We start from the raw sequence: 15,860 nt of genomic DNA, 5'->3' as shown, positions 1-15,860 counted from the left end.
GACCTCGCCGATTCATCCGCCGGTACCGTGTCGTCGGCGATGATCGGCCAGCTCGGCCTCGAATTCGCGCCGCGTCAGCTCGGCGATGCGCCGATGATCCTCGGCGTCGACTCCCCCTGATCTCCACGACCATCCACCGCTCTCGATCCACTCGTCGAGAGCGGCGTCGATACGCCGGCGCAGCTCCGCGTCACGGACTCGCCGGTCACGACAGAACAGTGCGTGGTCATCGGGGCGCCAGGTGCTCGGCAACGGAAGGACAGCGTCGATCAGGCCCGCTTCGACCCCTGTGACGCCGTCGAGTCCGGCGACCATGCTCCGGATCTCCTCGGTGCGAGCGGGCTCGCGCGCCAGATCTCGCAGCACCGCAACGTATTCCGGAGGCAACGGTGAGTGGGCCCGATCAGACATCGGCTCGACCGTCGTCGACGAGTGATCCGTCACGCAGTCGCCGCAACACCCGGGCGTCACCGAGCTCATCACGCAGTTCCGGATGCCGCCGATAGAAGTCCAGAAGCCAGAACGTCGCCGGCGCTCCGAGCCGCACGACGTTGCACCGCAGCCGTGGTTCCTCGTCCGCGCCGATGGCCAGCCATGCGTCGGCACCCCTGCGACGTCTGCCCACATCGGTGGGCATCGGCTCGGTGCGTTCGAGATCGGTCCAGGCGATCGCGCCCCGTGGACCGAGTCTCTTGCCGACGATCAGGGCGTGCGGGGTCAGCACCAGAGGGTCGGGCCTGCGCCGAACCATTTCCCAGACGAGACCGACCGCACCGGTGACAGCGACGGCCAGAAAGGTGAACGGCGAGACCGGCCGCGGCGAGTGTTGCACGAAGGAGAGATCGAGTTCTCCGGAGCACATTGCATAGAACGCCCCGGCACCACCGAGGGCGAACGCCGCCGGCAACGCAATGTCTACCGCACGTTCGCGGTCATCGGCACGAATCACCAATGCCGCCCCCGCGATTCGCACGCCGCGGAGGTCCGGTCGGGTCGCGCCCGTGCGCATCCACCGGAGTTCTTCGGACAACAGCAGCAGGGCGACCCCCGCGGCGCCGGACGCGGCCGCCACCGCCACGACGACGCTGCCGCCGAGAGCCGACATCACCGACGCCCCCACGAAGATCGAGCAGACAACGGCCCAGAAGACCCTGCCCGCCCACAGGCGCCACCGTGCTCCCTGCCAGGCACGTGGGCATCGATGGCATGCAGGCCGCTTGCCGACCACCTCGAGATTCCTCATCGACACAGCACCTGACCGACGATGTTGCCCACCATGGAACCCCCAAGACTCACGCCTGCGCCGGTCCAGAAGGCTCGCAGCGGACTCATCTCCGGGGCCAATGCCAGCAGTGCCAGATCGGCGCCCAACCCGACACCGCCGGCCACGCCTGCCACACACCGTTCGTAGCCGTTCTCGGCCGTGGCGACCCCCATCGCCGTACCGAGCAGCGTCAGACCCGGCCCGGCCGCTTTCGCACCGATCTCCAGGCGCGCGACCTGGGCCTGGGTGAGGTATGGAAGCCCGCGTGCCACACCGGATTCGGTCGCGGACATGCCACCCGCGGCCAGGGCGATCGCATAGTCACGAGAGGACGGGATGGGGAAAGTGATCCCGTCGACGACCGCCTCGGTCGTACCGTCGGGGCGCTCGGTCACGACCGCGGGCGACTTGCCCGGACGAGTCAACGACACGGTTGCCGTGCCATCGCCCGCGACGGTGCGCATGGCGGTCAGAACACCTTCCGGACTGCGGAATTCGGTCCGGTCAACTCCGGGACCGTTGGTGTAGGTCTGTCGGGAGCCGTCGAGCATCCTCACCATCGTCGTCGTGGTGTCACCGGCGGTGGTGGTCTCGGTCTCGACGACCGTACCGGTCATGTGCTCGAGGAGGCGCGCACGTTGCAGGCCGCGGCCGAACTCGGGATTGGTGCCGCCGGTGTTGTCACCGTGCGGGGCTTCGGTGAAGTCCTTGGGCGCGTGGGGATCCGCGTCGATCTCGGGAAGGGCCAGGCCGAGACCGTTGCCCATCAGTGTTCGGCGCACAAATGCGCCGATATCGTGATCGGCTTGGCTCAGGTCGACCAGGGCGGGATTGAGTTGCACCTGAAAGGTGTCGGCGACGGTCGCCAGCGTGGCGGCCAACGTCGCCGGGTAGTTCTTGACGCGCGGCAGCACCAGCCAGTCGTCGGTGACGAACAGATCGCCGGATTCGATGACCGTCAACAGGTTTCGGATCTTAGACGCCGCCGAGGTGAGGTCCGGAACGGTCCGGGCGACACCGATCGCCGAGTTGCGCGCGATGGCGCTCACCGAGGTGGCCCGCAGACAGCCGACGTCGATCGCAGTCTCACCGGACTGCGCGGCCACGCCGGACCACAGACCGTCTTGCGCCAGACGCGAGATGGCGTACCGGGCGCCCGAGACCTCGTCGTCGAGTGCTTCGCCGCTGTCCCACAGCGTGCGGCCGGCAGCCCCCACCGATTCGGTCCGCCACGTGTCGAACACCGTGCGGCTGGGAATCATCACGCCCTCCCGGGGGCAGGGACGCGACCGAACCGGTCGGCCAGCGCGGCATCGGAGGTCTCGTAGTCGCCGGCAGCGGTGTACACGGCCGCCGACACCTGCCCGAAGTAGTGGCCCACACCGGCCAACAGCGGCCGCATCGCCGAGGCGGCGGTCTGCGCGGCGTACGCCGTGGTGGAGCCGGGCATCAACGCTGCAAGCGCGTCGAAGTGGTGCGGCATGGGCGACGCGGAGCACTGTGCGCCCACCTCGTCGACCCGAGTGGCGAACTGCCGCAACGCTTCCGGATTGACATCCATGACTCTCCCCCATCACATCGACACCGATGGGTCAAGCGTAGAGCAGATGCGTCGACGGGCCGAGAATTCATCCACAGCCTCACCCGTCGGCCGCCGCAGACGACCGTGGCCCCGTTCCCACCGGGAACGGGGCCACGAATCACGCGTGTGTTCAGGCGGTTTCGGTGATCGGCCGATCCACCCAGCTCATCAGGTCGCGCAGCTTCTTGCCGGTGACCTCGATCGGGTGCTCGGCATTCTTCTTACGCAGGTCCTCGAGTTCCTTGTTGCCGCCCTCGACATTGGCGACGAGACGCTTGACGAAGCTACCGTCCTGGATGTCGGAGAGGATGGCACGCATCCGGTCCTTGGTGTCGGCGTCGATGACCCGCGGGCCCGACAGGTAACCACCGAACTCGGCGGTGTCGCTGACCGAGTAGTTCATGCGGGCGATGCCACCCTCGTAGATCAGATCGACGATGAGCTTGAGCTCGTGCAGCACCTCGAAGTAGGCCATCTCCGGGGCGTAACCCGCCTCGACCATCACCTCGAAGCCGGTCTTGATCAGTTCCTCGGTGCCACCGCACAACACGGCCTGCTCACCGAAGAGATCGGTCTCGGTCTCCTCCTTGAAGGTGGTCTTGATGACGCCGGCGCGGCCGCCACCGATCGCACTCGCATAGCTGAGGGCCAGCGCCTGACCCTCACCCTTCGGGTCCTGGTCGATCGCGATCAGGCAGGGCACACCCTTGCCGTCGACGAACTGCCGGCGCACGAGGTGACCGGGGCCCTTCGGGGCGACCATGCCGACGGTGACGTTGGCCGGGGGCTTGATCAGACCGAAGTGGATGTTGAGACCGTGGCCGAAGAACAGCGCGTCGCCGTCCTTGAGATTGGGCTCGATGTCCTCGGTGAAGATCTGCGCCTGGCTGGTGTCGGGGGCCAGCATCATGATCACGTCGGCCCAGGCGGCTGCCTCGGCGGCGGTCATGACCTTCAGGCCCTGTTCGGCGGCCTTCTCCCGCGACTTGCTGCCCTCGCGCAGGCCGATCGCGACGTCGACGCCCGAGTCGCGCAGCGACAACGAGTGCGCATGCCCCTGGCTGCCGTAGCCGATCACCGCGACCTTGCGGCCCTGGATGAGCGACAGATCGGCGTCGTCGTCATAGAACAATTCGATCGCCACAGTTGACTTCCCTTCGATATGTGTTGTGCCCCAAACGAATCGGTTATCCCGCGTGGGGCGCGATGTGACTTGCGTGCGTCAGCGGTTGGCCGACATGCTCTTCGGGCCGCGCCCCAGGGTGACCGCGCCGGATTGCGCGATCTCCCGGATGCCGTACGGATCGAGCATCCGCAGCAACGCCTCGAGTTTCTCGGCGGTGCCGGTCGCCTCGACGGTCAGCGACTCCGGGGAGACGTCGATCACCTTGGCGCGGAACAGATTCACGACCTCGATGACCTCCGAGCGCACCGTGGAGTCGGCGCGCACCTTGACCATCATCAGCTCACGTGAGACCGAACTCGACGGGTCCTGCTCGACGATCTTGATCACGTTGATCAGCTTGTTGAGCTGCTTGGTGACCTGCTCGAGCGGGAAGTCCTCGACGGAGACCATGATCGTCATCCGCGAGACACCCTTGAGTTCGGTGGGTCCCACGGCGAGGGACTCGATGTTGAATCCGCGCCGGGAGAACAATCCCGACACGCGCGCCAAGACGCCCGGACGGTCCTCCACGAGGACGCTGAGTGTATGGGTACTCACTTCTGCTCGCCCTCCTGGCCGAGATTGGTGCTCTGGTTGACCACTTCGTGGATGTCGGCGGGATCGGAGGCCGACGCGTCATCGTCGAACAGCGGCCGGATGTCGCGGGCCGCCATGATCTCGTCGTTGCCGGTGCCCGCGGCCACCATCGGCCACACCTGCGCGTCGGCACCGACGATGAAATCGATGACGACCGGGCGGTCGTTGATCTCGCGGGCCTTGGCGATGACCTCGTCGACCTCTGCCTCGTTCTCCACGCGGAACGCCGCGCATCCCAGCGCCTCGGCGAGTTTGACGAAGTCGGGGATGCGCATCGAGTGGGTCGCCAGGTCGGTGTTGGAGTAACGCTCCTCGTAGAAGAGGGTCTGCCACTGCCGCACCATGCCGAGGTTGCCGTTGTTGATCAGGGCGACCTTGATCGGGATGCCCTCGATCGCACAGGTGGCCAGCTCCTGATTGGTCATCTGGAAGCAGCCGTCGCCGTCGATGGCCCACACCTCGGTGTCGGGGGCGGCCATCTTGGCACCCATCGCGGCGGGCACCGCATACCCCATCGTGCCGAGACCGCCGGAGTTGAGCCAGGTTCGCGGCTTCTCGTAGGAGATGAACTGCGCAGCCCACATCTGGTGCTGACCGACGCCGGCACAGTAGACGGCGTCGGGTCCGGCGATCTTGCCGATCTGGGAGATCACGAACTCCGGCGACATCGAACCGTCGGCGGGGCGGTCGTAGCTCAGCGGATAGGTACGACGGATGCCGTCGAGGTAGTCCCACCACTCCTCGAGCTCCGGCGTGGTGCCGGTGGTGGCCCGTTCGGCACGCAGTGTGTCGAGCAGATCGAGGATGACCGCTTTGCAGTCGCCGACGATCGGCACGTCCGCGTGGCGGTTCTTGCCGATCTCCGCCGGATCGATGTCGGCGTGAATGATCTTGGCGCCCTGGGCAAATGACGAGAGCTGGCCAGTCACGCGGTCGTCGAAGCGGGCGCCGAGCGTGATCAGCAGGTCGCTGCGCTGCAACGCGGCGACGGCCGCGACGGTGCCGTGCATCCCCGGCATACCCAGGTGCTGCGGATGCGAGTCGGGGAACGCCCCGCGCGCCATCAGGGTGGTGACCACGGGGATGCCGGTGAGCTCGGCGAGTTCGAGCAGTTCCGCGGAGGCGTTGGCCTTGATGACCCCGCCACCGACGTAGAGCACCGGGTTCTTGGCGGCGTTGATCATCCGCGCCGCCTCCCGCACCTGCTTGCCGTGCGGCTTGGTCACCGGCCGGTAGCCGGGCAGGTCGATCTGCGGCGGCCAGGAGAAGGTCGTCTGGGCCTGCAGGATGTCCTTGGGGATGTCGACCAGCACGGCGCCGGGACGGCCGCTCTCGGCGATGTGGAAGGCCTCGGCGATGACCCGCGGGATGTCGATCGCGTTGTACACGAGGAAGTTGTGCTTGGTGACCGGCATGGTGATACCGGAGATGTCGGCTTCCTGGAAGGCGTCGGTACCGATGAGCGCGCGACCGACCTGGCCGGTGATCGCGACGACGGGCACCGAGTCCATCTGCGCGTCGGCGAGCGGGGTGACGAGGTTGGTGGCGCCGGGACCCGACGTCGCCATCATCACCCCGGCACGACCGGTGACCTGTGCGTAGCCGGTGGCCGCGTGGCCCGCTCCCTGCTCGTGACGGACGAGCACGTGGCGGACCTTGCGCGAATCGAGAAGCGGGTCGTACACCGGGAGCACCGCACCGCCGGGAATACCGAAGACCACCTCGACACCGAGTTCTTCCAGCGAACGGACCACCGACTGCGCGCCGCTGACGCGCTCGGGGGCAACGGTGTTCTGCCGTACCGCGCGGAGGCTGCCCGCCGCCGGCGATTCCTGACGCGACCCGGCGCCCGGAGTGGTCGTGTCCGTACGTGCTGTTGGTGCGCTCACTGCACGGTCCTTCGTGTTCGTGGTCGGCGGTCGTCGTTCTCAGTCGCAGGTGGACTGCAGTACTGGTCTCTACTACCGCTCAACCGGGGATTCGGGGTCAATGGGGGTGGGCAACAAAAAACCCCCGACAGCGGTTGCTGTTCGAGGGTGGCGCGTCGATGCTGGGAGGTCGATGAAGTGACCGGTCAGGCGACGACGCGCCGGCCGATTACTACGAGAAGCTCGTTGTGCATCACGACAATCACGGTAGGACTGCAGATAGTGCAGAGTCAAACTCGCCTCCCCCGCGTCCCAGATCCTGGGAAATCACTGGTCCTCGGCACACCCCGCGCGTCGAGAGCACCGGCTGCCGGATGCCACAATGGGATCGTGACTCGTTCTTCCTCCGGCGCTCGGTCGTCCACCCCGTCCTCCTCCGATTCGGCACGGTCGACCCCGGCGGAGTCGACCAAGGCCACACCGGCCGGGACGACGTCCGACGCGATCGAATTGCCCCAGGAGTTCAAGCTCAGCAAGCTCGCCTATTTCGCCGTGCCCGCGACGCTGCTGGTGGTGCTGATCCTGGCGGGCACCAACCTCGCGTGGTTCGGCTGGACCTTCGCGGTCCCGGTCCTGCTCGCGGTATGGATCTGGCGCATCAAGACCGTGGTGACCGAGGACGGACTACGCGCGGTCGGCACCTTCGGTTCCCGGGAGGTCGCGTGGCCCGACATCGAGGGCCTGCAGTTCAGCCGGTGGGGCCCGGTACGGGCGGTACTCGCCAACGGTGATCGTGTCCGCCTGCCCGCCATCACCTTCCAGGACATGCCGCGACTCTCGGCCGCCAGCGCCGGCCGGATTCCCGATCCCTTCGCCGCCGCCCGCGACGCACGCTGAGGCGAGCGAGAACTGTTTTGTTCCCGCACGTCAGCCAGGAGTACCGTGGACGCGGCTGATCGTCCACGCCATCGTGTCGACGGTCGCGGTCAGCGCCGGCGGCGAGGAATCAAGCCCACCCCCACCTCCTGAGTCGGACCCGCTCGTGACTACCCTCGAGCGGTTCGCGCGTTGACCCCACGTCAGTGCCGTGCGCGTCCGCAGTGCGGGCGCGCAAGCGAACCCGATCGAGGAAAACCCATGCCACCCTTGCGGTCCCGAACCACCACCGTCGGACGCGAAGCCGCCGGCGCCCGCTCCCTGTGGCGTGCCACCGGAATGACCGACGACGACTTCGGCAAGCCGATCGTCGCGATCGCCAACTCTTACACGCAGTTCGTCCCCGGACACGTTCATCTCAAGGACGTGGGTGACATCGTGGCCGAGGCCGTCCGCGCCGCAGGCGGTGTGCCCCGCGAGTTCCACACGATCGCCGTCGACGACGGGATCGCGATGGGCCACGGCGGCATGCTCTACTCGCTGCCGAGCCGCGAGATCATCGCCGACAGCGTCGAATACATGGTCAATGCCCACACCGCCGACGCCCTGGTGTGTATCTCCAACTGCGACAAGATCACCCCGGGAATGCTCAACGCCGCGATGCGCCTGAACATCCCGACGGTCTTCGTCTCCGGCGGACCGATGGAGGCGGGCAAGGCCGTCGTCGTCGACGGCGTCGCGCATGCGCCCACCGACCTGATCACCGCCATCTCCGCATCGGCCAACAGCAATGTCGACGAGGCCGGACTCGGCGAGGTCGAGCGCTCGGCGTGCCCGACCTGCGGGTCGTGCTCGGGCATGTTCACCGCCAACTCGATGAACTGCCTCACCGAGGCGCTGGGTCTGGCCCTGCCCGGAAACGGTTCGACCCTGGCCACCCACGAGGCCCGTCGGGCCCTGTTCTCCCGAGCCGGACGTGTCGTCGTCGAGGCCGCCCAGAAGTGGTACCGCGACGACGATGCCTCGGTGCTGCCCCGCAACATCGCGGGCCCGACCGCCTTCCGCAACGCCATGGCCCTCGACGTCGCCATGGGCGGTTCGACGAACACCGTGCTGCACATCCTCGCCGCCGCGCAAGAGGGTGAGGTCGCCGACTTCGACCTGACGGTCATCGACGAGATCAGCCGCGGGGTGCCGTGCCTGTCGAAGGTCGCCCCCAATTCGGACTATCACATGGAAGACGTCCACCGGGCCGGTGGCATCCCGGCTATCCTCGGCGAACTGCGTCGTGCCGGGCTGATCGACGACTCGGCGCCGACCGTGCACTCCCCGAGTATCGGGGCGTTCCTCGACGACTGGGACATCCGCGGCGGCAAGGCGACCGACGAGGCCATCGAACTGTTCCACGCCGCCCCGGGCGGAGTGCGTACCACCACCCCGTTCTCCACCGCCAACCGGTGGGACGAACTCGACACCGACGCCGAGGGCGGCTGCATCCGCGACAAGGACCACGCCTACACCGTCGAGGGTGGGCTCTGCGTGCTGCGCGGCAACCTCGCGCAGGACGGTGCCGTCCTCAAGACCGCGGGGATCGACGAGGATCTGTGGCACTTCGAGGGCCCGGCACGCGTCGTGGAGTCCCAGGAGGAGGCCGTGCAGGTCATCCTGTCCAAGACGCTGCAGGCCGGCGAGGTGCTCGTCGTCCGCTACGAAGGCCCGTCCGGCGGGCCGGGCATGCAGGAGATGCTGCACCCGACGGCCTTCATGAAGGGCACCGGGATGGGCAAGAAGTGCGGCCTGATCACCGACGGCCGGTTCTCCGGCGGCTCGTCGGGACTGTCGGTCGGTCACATCTCCCCCGAGGCCGCCGCCGGCGGTGTCATCGGGCTCATCGAGGACGGCGACCCGATCGTCATCGACGTCAAGACACGGCAGCTCGCCGTTCTCGTCGACGACGAGGTGCTCGCGGAGCGCCGCGCCAAGATGGAGGCCTCCGAACGTCCGTGGCAGCCCAAGGACCGGCAGCGCACGGTCACCACGGCGTTGCGCGCCTACGCCAAGCTGGCCACCTCCGCCGACAAGGGCGCGGTCCGTCAGGTCGACTGAATCCGGTTCTTCCCGAAGCATTCGGTTCTTCCTCGGGAGATTTCCCGGGGAAGAACCGAATACTCGGGGACGAACGAGTTGGGCGCGCGGCTACCGCGAGTTGCCGGGCGAATTGAGCGGGTTGGTCCCGTTGAACAGCATCCACACCGCGACCGCGGCGGCGATACCCACGATCAGCCAGGCCACCGACCCGAGGAATGGCCGACGCGCCCAGCCTCGGGTGGCATCGAAGGCGTAGAGCCCCGGACCGGTCAACACCAGGGCGGCGGCCGCCACCGCGAGGACGAGCTCGTACTCGATGCCACCGGCTGCGGCGAAGAACGCGAATCCCCCGGCCAGCGTCGTCTTGTAGGCGGATGCCAGGAGCATCACCGAGACGATCGCGCACGCGCCGATCGGGGTGAACAGGCCCAGGACGACCATTGCGCCGCCGATCGTCTCGGCCAGCGCACCGACGATCGCCAGCGGCCGGGTGACGTCGGAGTGGAAGCCGATCGTCGGGTTGGGATTGTTGGCGAGCATCTCCTGATATCCCGACAGCCCCGGACCGCCCCAGAGTCCGAACAGCTTCTGCAGACCATGTGCGACGGCGACGATGCCGATCGCCAACCGCAGCAGCAGCAGGCCCAGATCGAGGGTGCCGCGCGGGGCCGTCACGGTGATCGGTTCGGCACGGGCGGCCTCGACGGTGGGCGCATCGTCGGCATGGTCGGCGTCGACGGCATCGAGGTCGTCGGCGGCGCGCCGGCCGAACAAACCCCGCCGCCGGCGGGCGGTCTCGGGCTGGTCGTCGCGATCGGTACCGGCCCGCTTCTCGCCGTCGGTCGCGACATCGCCGTCGAGATCGTCCCCGGCCGGCACTTGCTCACCCAGCGCGCGGGTGGTCGGCAACGGCTCCTCACCGTGCAGGAGTGCTCGGGTCGGCGTCTCCGCGGGCTTCGCACGGTCCCGCGACAGCTCGGGGAACGTCTCCTCGACCGACGGGATCGGCGTGGCGGGGAGCTTCTCGGTGGCCGGCTCCGGCGTGCCCGGCTTCTCGATGGCCGCCGTCTCCGCGTCGGTCACGGTTCCCGGATTCGCAGCCGGCACTGGCGGTATCGGCACGGGATTGCGGCGCGGTGGAGGCTGCTGTGGGATGCCGATCGGCCGGGTCTCCACCTCGCCGGGATCGAGGTCGTCGAGCGAATCCACTCGTGACAACCGTCCGGGTCGACGATGGTGCCGCTCGTAGAAGGCGTCGCGGTCGGCGTCGCTGAGCTCGGGTGTAGCGCTCTCGGGTCTGGCGCTCTCGGGTCGGCGAAACGCTCCCGTCGGTTCGTCGTAGGGGCTCGGTGGCTGGAACGTCTTGTCCGGCGCGTCGGGATGTTCGCGATCGGTCACATGGCCGATGCTAGAGGTTTCCGACCGTCGTGCGGCCGATCGCCGCGCGGTCGGCCGATCGCAATCGCCTACTGTGGTGGGCATGCGAGAGGGGCGGCAAGTGCAACGACGACCGGCCGGCGCCGGCCGGCGCCGTCGGACGCTCGCCGCGTGTCGCCACCGGGTGACGGTGCTGATCGGTGTCCTCGCGGTGATGCTGACCGTCGCCGCGTGTGCGGATTTCTCGCAGCAGGATCGTGATCAGGCTGCCGGTCCGTTCAGCCCGAACAACGAGTCGTTCGAAGTGCAGTCGACCCAGCCTCCGCAGTCGACGCCGGAGAACCCGGCACAGGAGAGTCCTCCCCCACCGGGCCCCTGCGTCGACCCCGACCCCGCCGTCATCGCGACGTGCCTCGCCTCCACCGGCGGCGTGCGCGCCGGCGACGACGAGGGCGCGGTCACCGTCGTCGCCGAACGCACGACCGGCAAGATCATCACCACCAAAAGGTATGGGCCACAACGGGTCGTGGCCTCCTTCGACGTGGACGGATCGGGTGACGGAGGCTTGATCGACTTCGCCCTCTCCCCGACCTATCAGCAGGATCAGCTGATCTACGCGTTGATCACCACGCCCACCGACAATCGGGTGGTACGGCTCGCTCCGGGTGACGTCGCCAAGCCGATTCTGACCGGAATCCCCAAGGGCGCCACCGGAAACATGGGTGCGCTGATGTTCGCCTCGCCCTCGGAGCTGCTGGTGGCGACCGGCAACGCCGGCAACCCCGCGGCCGCAGGCGATTCCGGGTCGCTCGCCGGCAAACTCCTCGCGGTCACCGATCTGTCCTCCGGGTCGACCACCCGGCCGAAGATCCTCGCGTCCGGCCTCGGCTCAAATGTCGCATTGTGCCCGAGCTCCGGCGGTGGTCTGTACATGACGGATCAGGGTCCGACGGAAGATCGCCTGCAATCGGTCGAGGAGTCCGGAGCGACGACGGTGCTGTGGACGTGGCCCGACAAACCACAGATCGCCGGCTGCGCCGCCACCGGTGGGCAGATCCTCGTCACCGAGACGCGAACCCAACGCATCGAAGCGATCAACGAACCCACCCGGCAGCGCCCGACCATCACTCCGCCGACCGTGGTGCTGGAGAAGCGCTACGGAGCGCTGGGCCGGATCACCGCACTGGACAACGGGGTCGTGCAATTCGCGACGGTGAACCGCGCCTACGGGCAGCCGGTGAGCACCGATGATCGCGTCGTGCGGTTCATCCCGCCGGCGAGCTCGGCGAGCAACACCTGAGCGTCGCCCCCGTCGGCACCTACTGGCAGGCGGCCAGAACCAGTTCCTGCACGCGCGCCGGATCTGCTTGGCCGCGCGTCGCTTTCATGACATCGCCGACGATCTTGCCGGCCGCTTTCACCTTGCCCCCGCGGATCTTCTCGACGATGTCGGGGTTGGCGGCCAGTGCGTCGTCGATGGCCTTCTGCAGCGCCGAGTCGTCGCGTACCACCTCGAGTCCGCGATCGGCGACGATCTGCGCGGGTTGGCCTTCGCCGTCGAGTACCGCGACGGCCACCTGCTGGGCGAGTTTGGTGGTCAGCTTGCCCTCGTCGACGAGTCCGATGATCTCGGCGACCTGCTCGGGGGTGATGGGCAGATCGGCGAGGTCGCTGCCACGACTGTTGGCCTGCTGTGCCAGGAACGACACCCACCACCCGCGCGCGGCCTCGGGGGCGGCGCCGGCGTCGACGGTTGCGATGATCAGGTCGACCGCGCCGACGTTGACCAGGTCACGCATGACCTCGTCGGACACCCCCCACTCCTGCTGGATACGGGCGCGGCGCACCCACGGTAGTTCCGGCAGGGTCGCGCGGATCTCCTCGATCCAGTCCGCGGCCGGCTGCACCGGCGGCAGGTCGGGCTCGGGGAAGTAGCGGTAGTCCTCGGCGGTCTCCTTGCGTCGGCCGGGCGAGGTGGTGCCGTCGGTCTCGTGGTAGTGCCGGGTCTCCTGCACGATCTCCCCGCCGGCGGTGAGCACCGCGGCCTGCCTGCGCATCTCGAAGGTCACCGCCGTCTCGACGCTCTTGAGCGAGTTGACGTTCTTGGTTTCGGTACGGGTGCCGAATTCGCTTGCGCCCTTGCGCATCAGGGACACGTTGGCGTCGCAACGCAGCGACCCCTGATCCATCCGCACATCGGAGACCCCGAGCGATTTCAGCAGATCCCGCAGCGCGGTCACATAGGCGCGGGCCACCTCCGGCGCGCGTGCGCCGGCACCGACGATCGGTTTGGTGACGATCTCGACGAGTGGCACCCCGGCCCGGTTGTAGTCGAGCAACGAGTGATCGGCTCCGTGGATGCGTCCCGCGCCGCCGATGTGCAGCGATTTGCCGGTGTCCTCCTCCATGTGCGCGCGCTCGATCTCCACACGCCAGGTGGTGCCGTCGGAGAGTGCGACGTCGAGGTGACCTTCGTAGGCGATCGGCTCGTCGTACTGACTGATCTGGTAGTTCTTCGGCTGATCGGGATAGAAGTAGTTCTTGCGGGCGAACACGCTCGAGGGTCGGATCGAGCAGTTCAGTGCGAGGCCGATGCGGATCGCGTATTCGATGGCGGTGGCGTTGACCACCGGGAGCGAGCCCGGCAGGCCGATGCACACCGGGCACACCTGGGTGTTGGGGTCGGCCCCGAACGCTGTGGGGCAGCCGCAGAACATCTTGGTCGTGGTACCGAGTTCGACGTGCACCTCGAGTCCCATCACCGGATCGAATTCGTCGATGACCTGGTCGTAGTCCATCAATTCGGCAGCTGCGGCAGTCATGGCCACCAGTTTATGCGGCCGCGGGTCGGGACAAATCTCGGGGACGAAAGCAGGGACGTCCCCGATGCCATCGGCGCCGCCGACTCCTAGCGTTTCAGGTGTCAGAACACTCAGTGAGAGGACGGCCGATGACCATTCACCAGACACCCCACACGACCTCGGTTCCCCCGGCGCGGCGGCTCACCCGCTCACGCGGCGACGCCTGGCTCGGCGGGGTGTGCGGCGGCATCGCCGCACGCTACGGATGGGATGCAACCCTGGTTCGCGCGGCGTTCGTCGCCTCGATCCTGCTGCCCGGTCCGCAGGTGCTGCTGTATCTGCTGCTGTGGATCGTGATCCCCCGCGACCCGGCGTGAACCGGGCCGCACCTCAGCCGAAGATGACCCGGATCTCCTGATACTGATCTAGCGGCACCGTCTTGGGGTTGGCCAGCGCCTCGTCGAAGGTGATGCGGTGCATCTCGGTGCCGCGCAGCGCGATCATGTGACCCCAGTACTTGTCGGCGACGAGATCGGCGGTGGCCATACCCATGCGAGTGGCCAGCACCCGGTCGAACGAGGTGGGCGTACCGCCCCGCTGGATGTGTCCGAGAACGGTCGCGCGGGTCTCGATGCCGGTGCGCTCCTCGATCATCGGTGCCAGCACATCGGCGATTCCGCCGAGGCGCGGACGGTTGAACCCGTCGAGCCCCTTGGTGGAGTGGGCTTCTCCCATGTCGGGCAGCTTGAAGCCCTCGGCGACGACGACCATCGGCGCACGACCGCGATTCTTGACGCTGGTCACCCATGCGCAGATCTGATTCATGCTCTCGGGTTGTTCGGGGATCAGGATCGCGTGCGCGCCACCGGCGATTCCCGAGTGCAGGGCGATCCAGCCCGCGTGGCGTCCCATCACCTCGAGCACCATGCAGCGTTTGTGCGAATTGCCCGTGGTGCGCAGCCGGTCGATTGCCTCGGTGGCGATGTTGACCGCGGTGTCGAAACCGAACGTGTAGTCGGTGGCGTTGATGTCGTTGTCGATCGTCTTGGGGACGCCGACGATGTTGATGCCATCCTCGTAGAGACGTTTGGCCGCCGATGCGGTGCCCTCACCGCCGATCGCGATCACACCGTCGATCCCGAGATTCTTGAGGACCTTCTTGATGGCGTCGGGGCCACCGTCGGGTTCGGAGTACGGGCCGAACCGGCTGGTGCCGAGGATGGTGCCGCCCTGGTTGGACAGACCGCGCACCACCGAGCGGTCGAGTTCCATGATGTCGCCGTAGACCAGGCCGTACCAGCCGTCGCGGAAGCCGACGAACTCGTGGCCGTAGACCGTCTCACCCTTGAGTACTGCGCCGCGGATCACCGCGTTCAGTCCGGGGCAGTCGCCGCCGGATGTGAGAATCCCGAATCTCTTGGCCATACCGCTGTGAGCCTCCTGCCCGTTGGAGCCGGGATCGCCGGAATTCCGCGCGACCCCGCGTCTGCACACAATCTAGTGCCGACGGCGCACTCGTGCCCGCCGTCGGTGTCCGCACGGCAGGCTCGGGGTGCTCACTTGAGTCCGTTCTCGTAGGCGAAGACGACCGCCTGGGCGCGATCGCGCAACGCCAACTTCGTCAGGACGCTGCTCACATGGGTTTTCACGGTCTGTTCGGCGACGAACAGGTCGGTGGCGATCTCCTGGTTCGACTTGCCGTCGGCCACGAGATCGAGCACCTCACGCTCCCGCGGGGTCAACGCCTCGATCGCCCGATCCGAACGCGGACGGGTCCGGCGCCCGGTGACCTCACGGATGAGGCGGCGGGTGATCGACGGCGCCAGCAGCGCCTCGCCCGCGGCGACCACCCGAACCGCCCGGACGAGTTCGTCGGCGGGGGCATCCTTGAGCAGGAACCCCGACGCGCCGATCCGCAACGCCTCGTACACGTAGTCGTCGATGTCGAAGGTGGTCAACATCAGGACCTTCGTGCGGCCTGCGACGCCGTCGGCCGGTTGTTGCACCTCGTCGGCGCCGCGGGTACCGAGAATTCGTGCGGCCGCCCACAACCCGTCGCGGCGCGGCATCCGCACGTCCATCAGGACCACATCGGGATGGACCCGGCGACACAATTCCACGGCCTCGATGCCGTCGGCGGCGTCACCGAGCACCGACAGGTCGGGTTGCGCGGCGAGCAGGGCCGAGAATCCCTGACGGACCATCGCCTGGTCATCGGCGACGACGAGCGTGATCGACACGG

Annotated in this window: 15 protein-coding genes; 4 read left to right on the top strand and 11 right to left on the bottom strand. The window is 67.7% G+C overall.

Annotated features, from left to right (window positions below; all coding sequences use genetic code 11):
• Window positions 1-12: 12 nt before the first annotated feature.
• The 7 genes from QNM97_RS07590 to QNM97_RS07560 all read right to left on the bottom strand — a co-directional run bounded on the left by QNM97_RS07590 (window position 13) and on the right by QNM97_RS07560 (window position 6,497).
• Window positions 13-411, bottom strand: coding sequence for a hypothetical protein (locus tag QNM97_RS07590; protein ID WP_208791789.1), 399 nt, complete (start codon window positions 409-411; stop codon window positions 13-15).
• A complete protein-coding gene (locus tag QNM97_RS07585) occupies window positions 404-1,243 on the bottom strand; it encodes a hypothetical protein (protein ID WP_283822233.1) in 840 nt (279 codons plus the stop codon). The genes QNM97_RS07590 and QNM97_RS07585 overlap by 8 nt, the downstream gene beginning before the upstream one ends.
• Window positions 1,240-2,526 carry a hypothetical protein gene (locus QNM97_RS07580; RefSeq protein WP_283822232.1) on the bottom strand — a complete coding sequence of 429 codons (1,287 nt, stop codon included), beginning with the start codon at window positions 2,524-2,526 and terminating at the stop codon, window positions 1,240-1,242. The genes QNM97_RS07585 and QNM97_RS07580 overlap by 4 nt, the downstream gene beginning before the upstream one ends.
• Window positions 2,526-2,825 (bottom strand): hypothetical protein, encoded by a 300-nt coding sequence (locus QNM97_RS07575; protein ID WP_283822231.1) that lies wholly within the window; start codon window positions 2,823-2,825, stop codon window positions 2,526-2,528. The genes QNM97_RS07580 and QNM97_RS07575 overlap by 1 nt, the downstream gene beginning before the upstream one ends.
• 151 nt (window positions 2,826-2,976) lie before the next feature.
• Window positions 2,977-3,990 (bottom strand): ketol-acid reductoisomerase, encoded by a 1,014-nt coding sequence (gene ilvC / locus QNM97_RS07570; protein ID WP_006371018.1) that lies wholly within the window; start codon window positions 3,988-3,990, stop codon window positions 2,977-2,979.
• 78 nt (window positions 3,991-4,068) lie between these two features.
• Window positions 4,069-4,569 carry an acetolactate synthase small subunit gene (gene ilvN / locus QNM97_RS07565; RefSeq protein WP_006371017.1) on the bottom strand — a complete coding sequence of 167 codons (501 nt, stop codon included), beginning with the start codon at window positions 4,567-4,569 and terminating at the stop codon, window positions 4,069-4,071.
• Window positions 4,566-6,497: an acetolactate synthase large subunit gene (locus QNM97_RS07560; protein WP_283822230.1), complete on the bottom strand. Its 1,932-nt coding sequence runs from the start codon at window positions 6,495-6,497 to the stop codon at window positions 4,566-4,568. The genes ilvN and QNM97_RS07560 overlap by 4 nt, the downstream gene beginning before the upstream one ends.
• Before the next feature lie 369 nt (window positions 6,498-6,866).
• Here QNM97_RS07560 and QNM97_RS07555 point away from each other — a divergent pair, with 369 nt between their 5' ends.
• Window positions 6,867-7,373: a PH domain-containing protein gene (locus QNM97_RS07555; protein WP_283822229.1), complete on the top strand. Its 507-nt coding sequence runs from the start codon at window positions 6,867-6,869 to the stop codon at window positions 7,371-7,373.
• Between the two features lie 240 nt (window positions 7,374-7,613).
• Complete coding sequence (ilvD, locus tag QNM97_RS07550) at window positions 7,614-9,458, top strand: dihydroxy-acid dehydratase (RefSeq protein WP_283822228.1); 1,845 nt, start codon at window positions 7,614-7,616, stop codon at window positions 9,456-9,458.
• A 90-nt stretch (window positions 9,459-9,548) separates the two neighbouring features.
• Here ilvD and QNM97_RS07545 read toward each other — a convergent pair whose 3' ends face one another.
• Window positions 9,549-10,838, bottom strand: a complete 1,290-nt coding sequence (locus QNM97_RS07545) for a DoxX family protein (protein ID WP_283822227.1) — start codon at window positions 10,836-10,838, stop codon at window positions 9,549-9,551.
• Window positions 10,839-11,031: 193 nt separating this feature from the next.
• On the opposite strand from QNM97_RS07545, the gene QNM97_RS07540 reads away from it, so the two are divergent.
• Window positions 11,032-12,117: a PQQ-dependent sugar dehydrogenase gene (locus QNM97_RS07540; protein ID WP_283823130.1), complete on the top strand. Its 1,086-nt coding sequence runs from the start codon at window positions 11,032-11,034 to the stop codon at window positions 12,115-12,117.
• 19 nt (window positions 12,118-12,136) lie between these two features.
• On the opposite strand, the gene gatB is transcribed toward QNM97_RS07540, so the two are convergent.
• A complete protein-coding gene (gene gatB, locus QNM97_RS07535) occupies window positions 12,137-13,639 on the bottom strand; it encodes an Asp-tRNA(Asn)/Glu-tRNA(Gln) amidotransferase subunit GatB (protein WP_283822226.1) in 1,503 nt (500 codons plus the stop codon).
• Between the two features lie 128 nt (window positions 13,640-13,767).
• On the opposite strand from gatB, the gene QNM97_RS07530 reads away from it, so the two are divergent.
• Window positions 13,768-13,995 carry a PspC domain-containing protein gene (locus QNM97_RS07530; protein WP_208791798.1) on the top strand — a complete coding sequence of 76 codons (228 nt, stop codon included), beginning with the start codon at window positions 13,768-13,770 and terminating at the stop codon, window positions 13,993-13,995.
• A gap of 13 nt (window positions 13,996-14,008) precedes the next feature.
• On the opposite strand, the gene QNM97_RS07525 is transcribed toward QNM97_RS07530, so the two are convergent.
• Together QNM97_RS07525 and QNM97_RS07520 are read right to left on the bottom strand one after the other, a co-directional pair.
• Complete coding sequence (locus QNM97_RS07525) at window positions 14,009-15,043, bottom strand: 6-phosphofructokinase (protein ID WP_208791799.1); 1,035 nt, start codon at window positions 15,041-15,043, stop codon at window positions 14,009-14,011.
• A 131-nt stretch (window positions 15,044-15,174) separates the two neighbouring features.
• The gene (locus tag QNM97_RS07520; RefSeq protein ID WP_283822225.1) at window positions 15,175-15,858 is read right to left on the bottom strand and encodes a LuxR C-terminal-related transcriptional regulator; all 684 of its coding nucleotides are present in this window, start codon (window positions 15,856-15,858) and stop codon (window positions 15,175-15,177) included.
• Window positions 15,859-15,860: the final 2 nt, after the last annotated feature.

This window comes from Gordonia sp. L191, assembly GCF_030077625.1.
Classification (GTDB): domain Bacteria; phylum Actinomycetota; class Actinomycetes; order Mycobacteriales; family Mycobacteriaceae; genus Gordonia; species Gordonia polyisoprenivorans_A.
This window is presented reverse-complemented; position numbering and strand designations above follow the sequence as displayed.

What these genes read in the sequence shown, in the direction of transcription:
- ilvD (WP_283822228.1), top strand. Translation starts at nt 7,614, where the DNA reads ATGCCACCCTTGCGGTCCCGAACCACCACCGTCGGACGCGAAGCCGCC.
- QNM97_RS07575 (WP_283822231.1), bottom strand. Translation starts at nt 2,825, where the DNA reads ATGGATGTCAATCCGGAAGCGTTGCGGCAGTTCGCCACTCGGGTCGAC.
- QNM97_RS07585 (WP_283822233.1), bottom strand. Translation starts at nt 1,243, where the DNA reads ATGAGGAATCTCGAGGTGGTCGGCAAGCGGCCTGCATGCCATCGATGC.
- QNM97_RS07525 (WP_208791799.1), bottom strand. Translation starts at nt 15,043, where the DNA reads ATGGCCAAGAGATTCGGGATTCTCACATCCGGCGGCGACTGCCCCGGA.
- QNM97_RS07540 (WP_283823130.1), top strand. Translation starts at nt 11,032, where the DNA reads ATGCTGACCGTCGCCGCGTGTGCGGATTTCTCGCAGCAGGATCGTGAT.
- gatB (WP_283822226.1), bottom strand. Translation starts at nt 13,639, where the DNA reads ATGACTGCCGCAGCTGCCGAATTGATGGACTACGACCAGGTCATCGAC.
- QNM97_RS07580 (WP_283822232.1), bottom strand. Translation starts at nt 2,526, where the DNA reads ATGATTCCCAGCCGCACGGTGTTCGACACGTGGCGGACCGAATCGGTG.
- QNM97_RS07590 (WP_208791789.1), bottom strand. Translation starts at nt 411, where the DNA reads ATGTCTGATCGGGCCCACTCACCGTTGCCTCCGGAATACGTTGCGGTG.
- QNM97_RS07530 (WP_208791798.1), top strand. Translation starts at nt 13,768, where the DNA reads ATGACCATTCACCAGACACCCCACACGACCTCGGTTCCCCCGGCGCGG.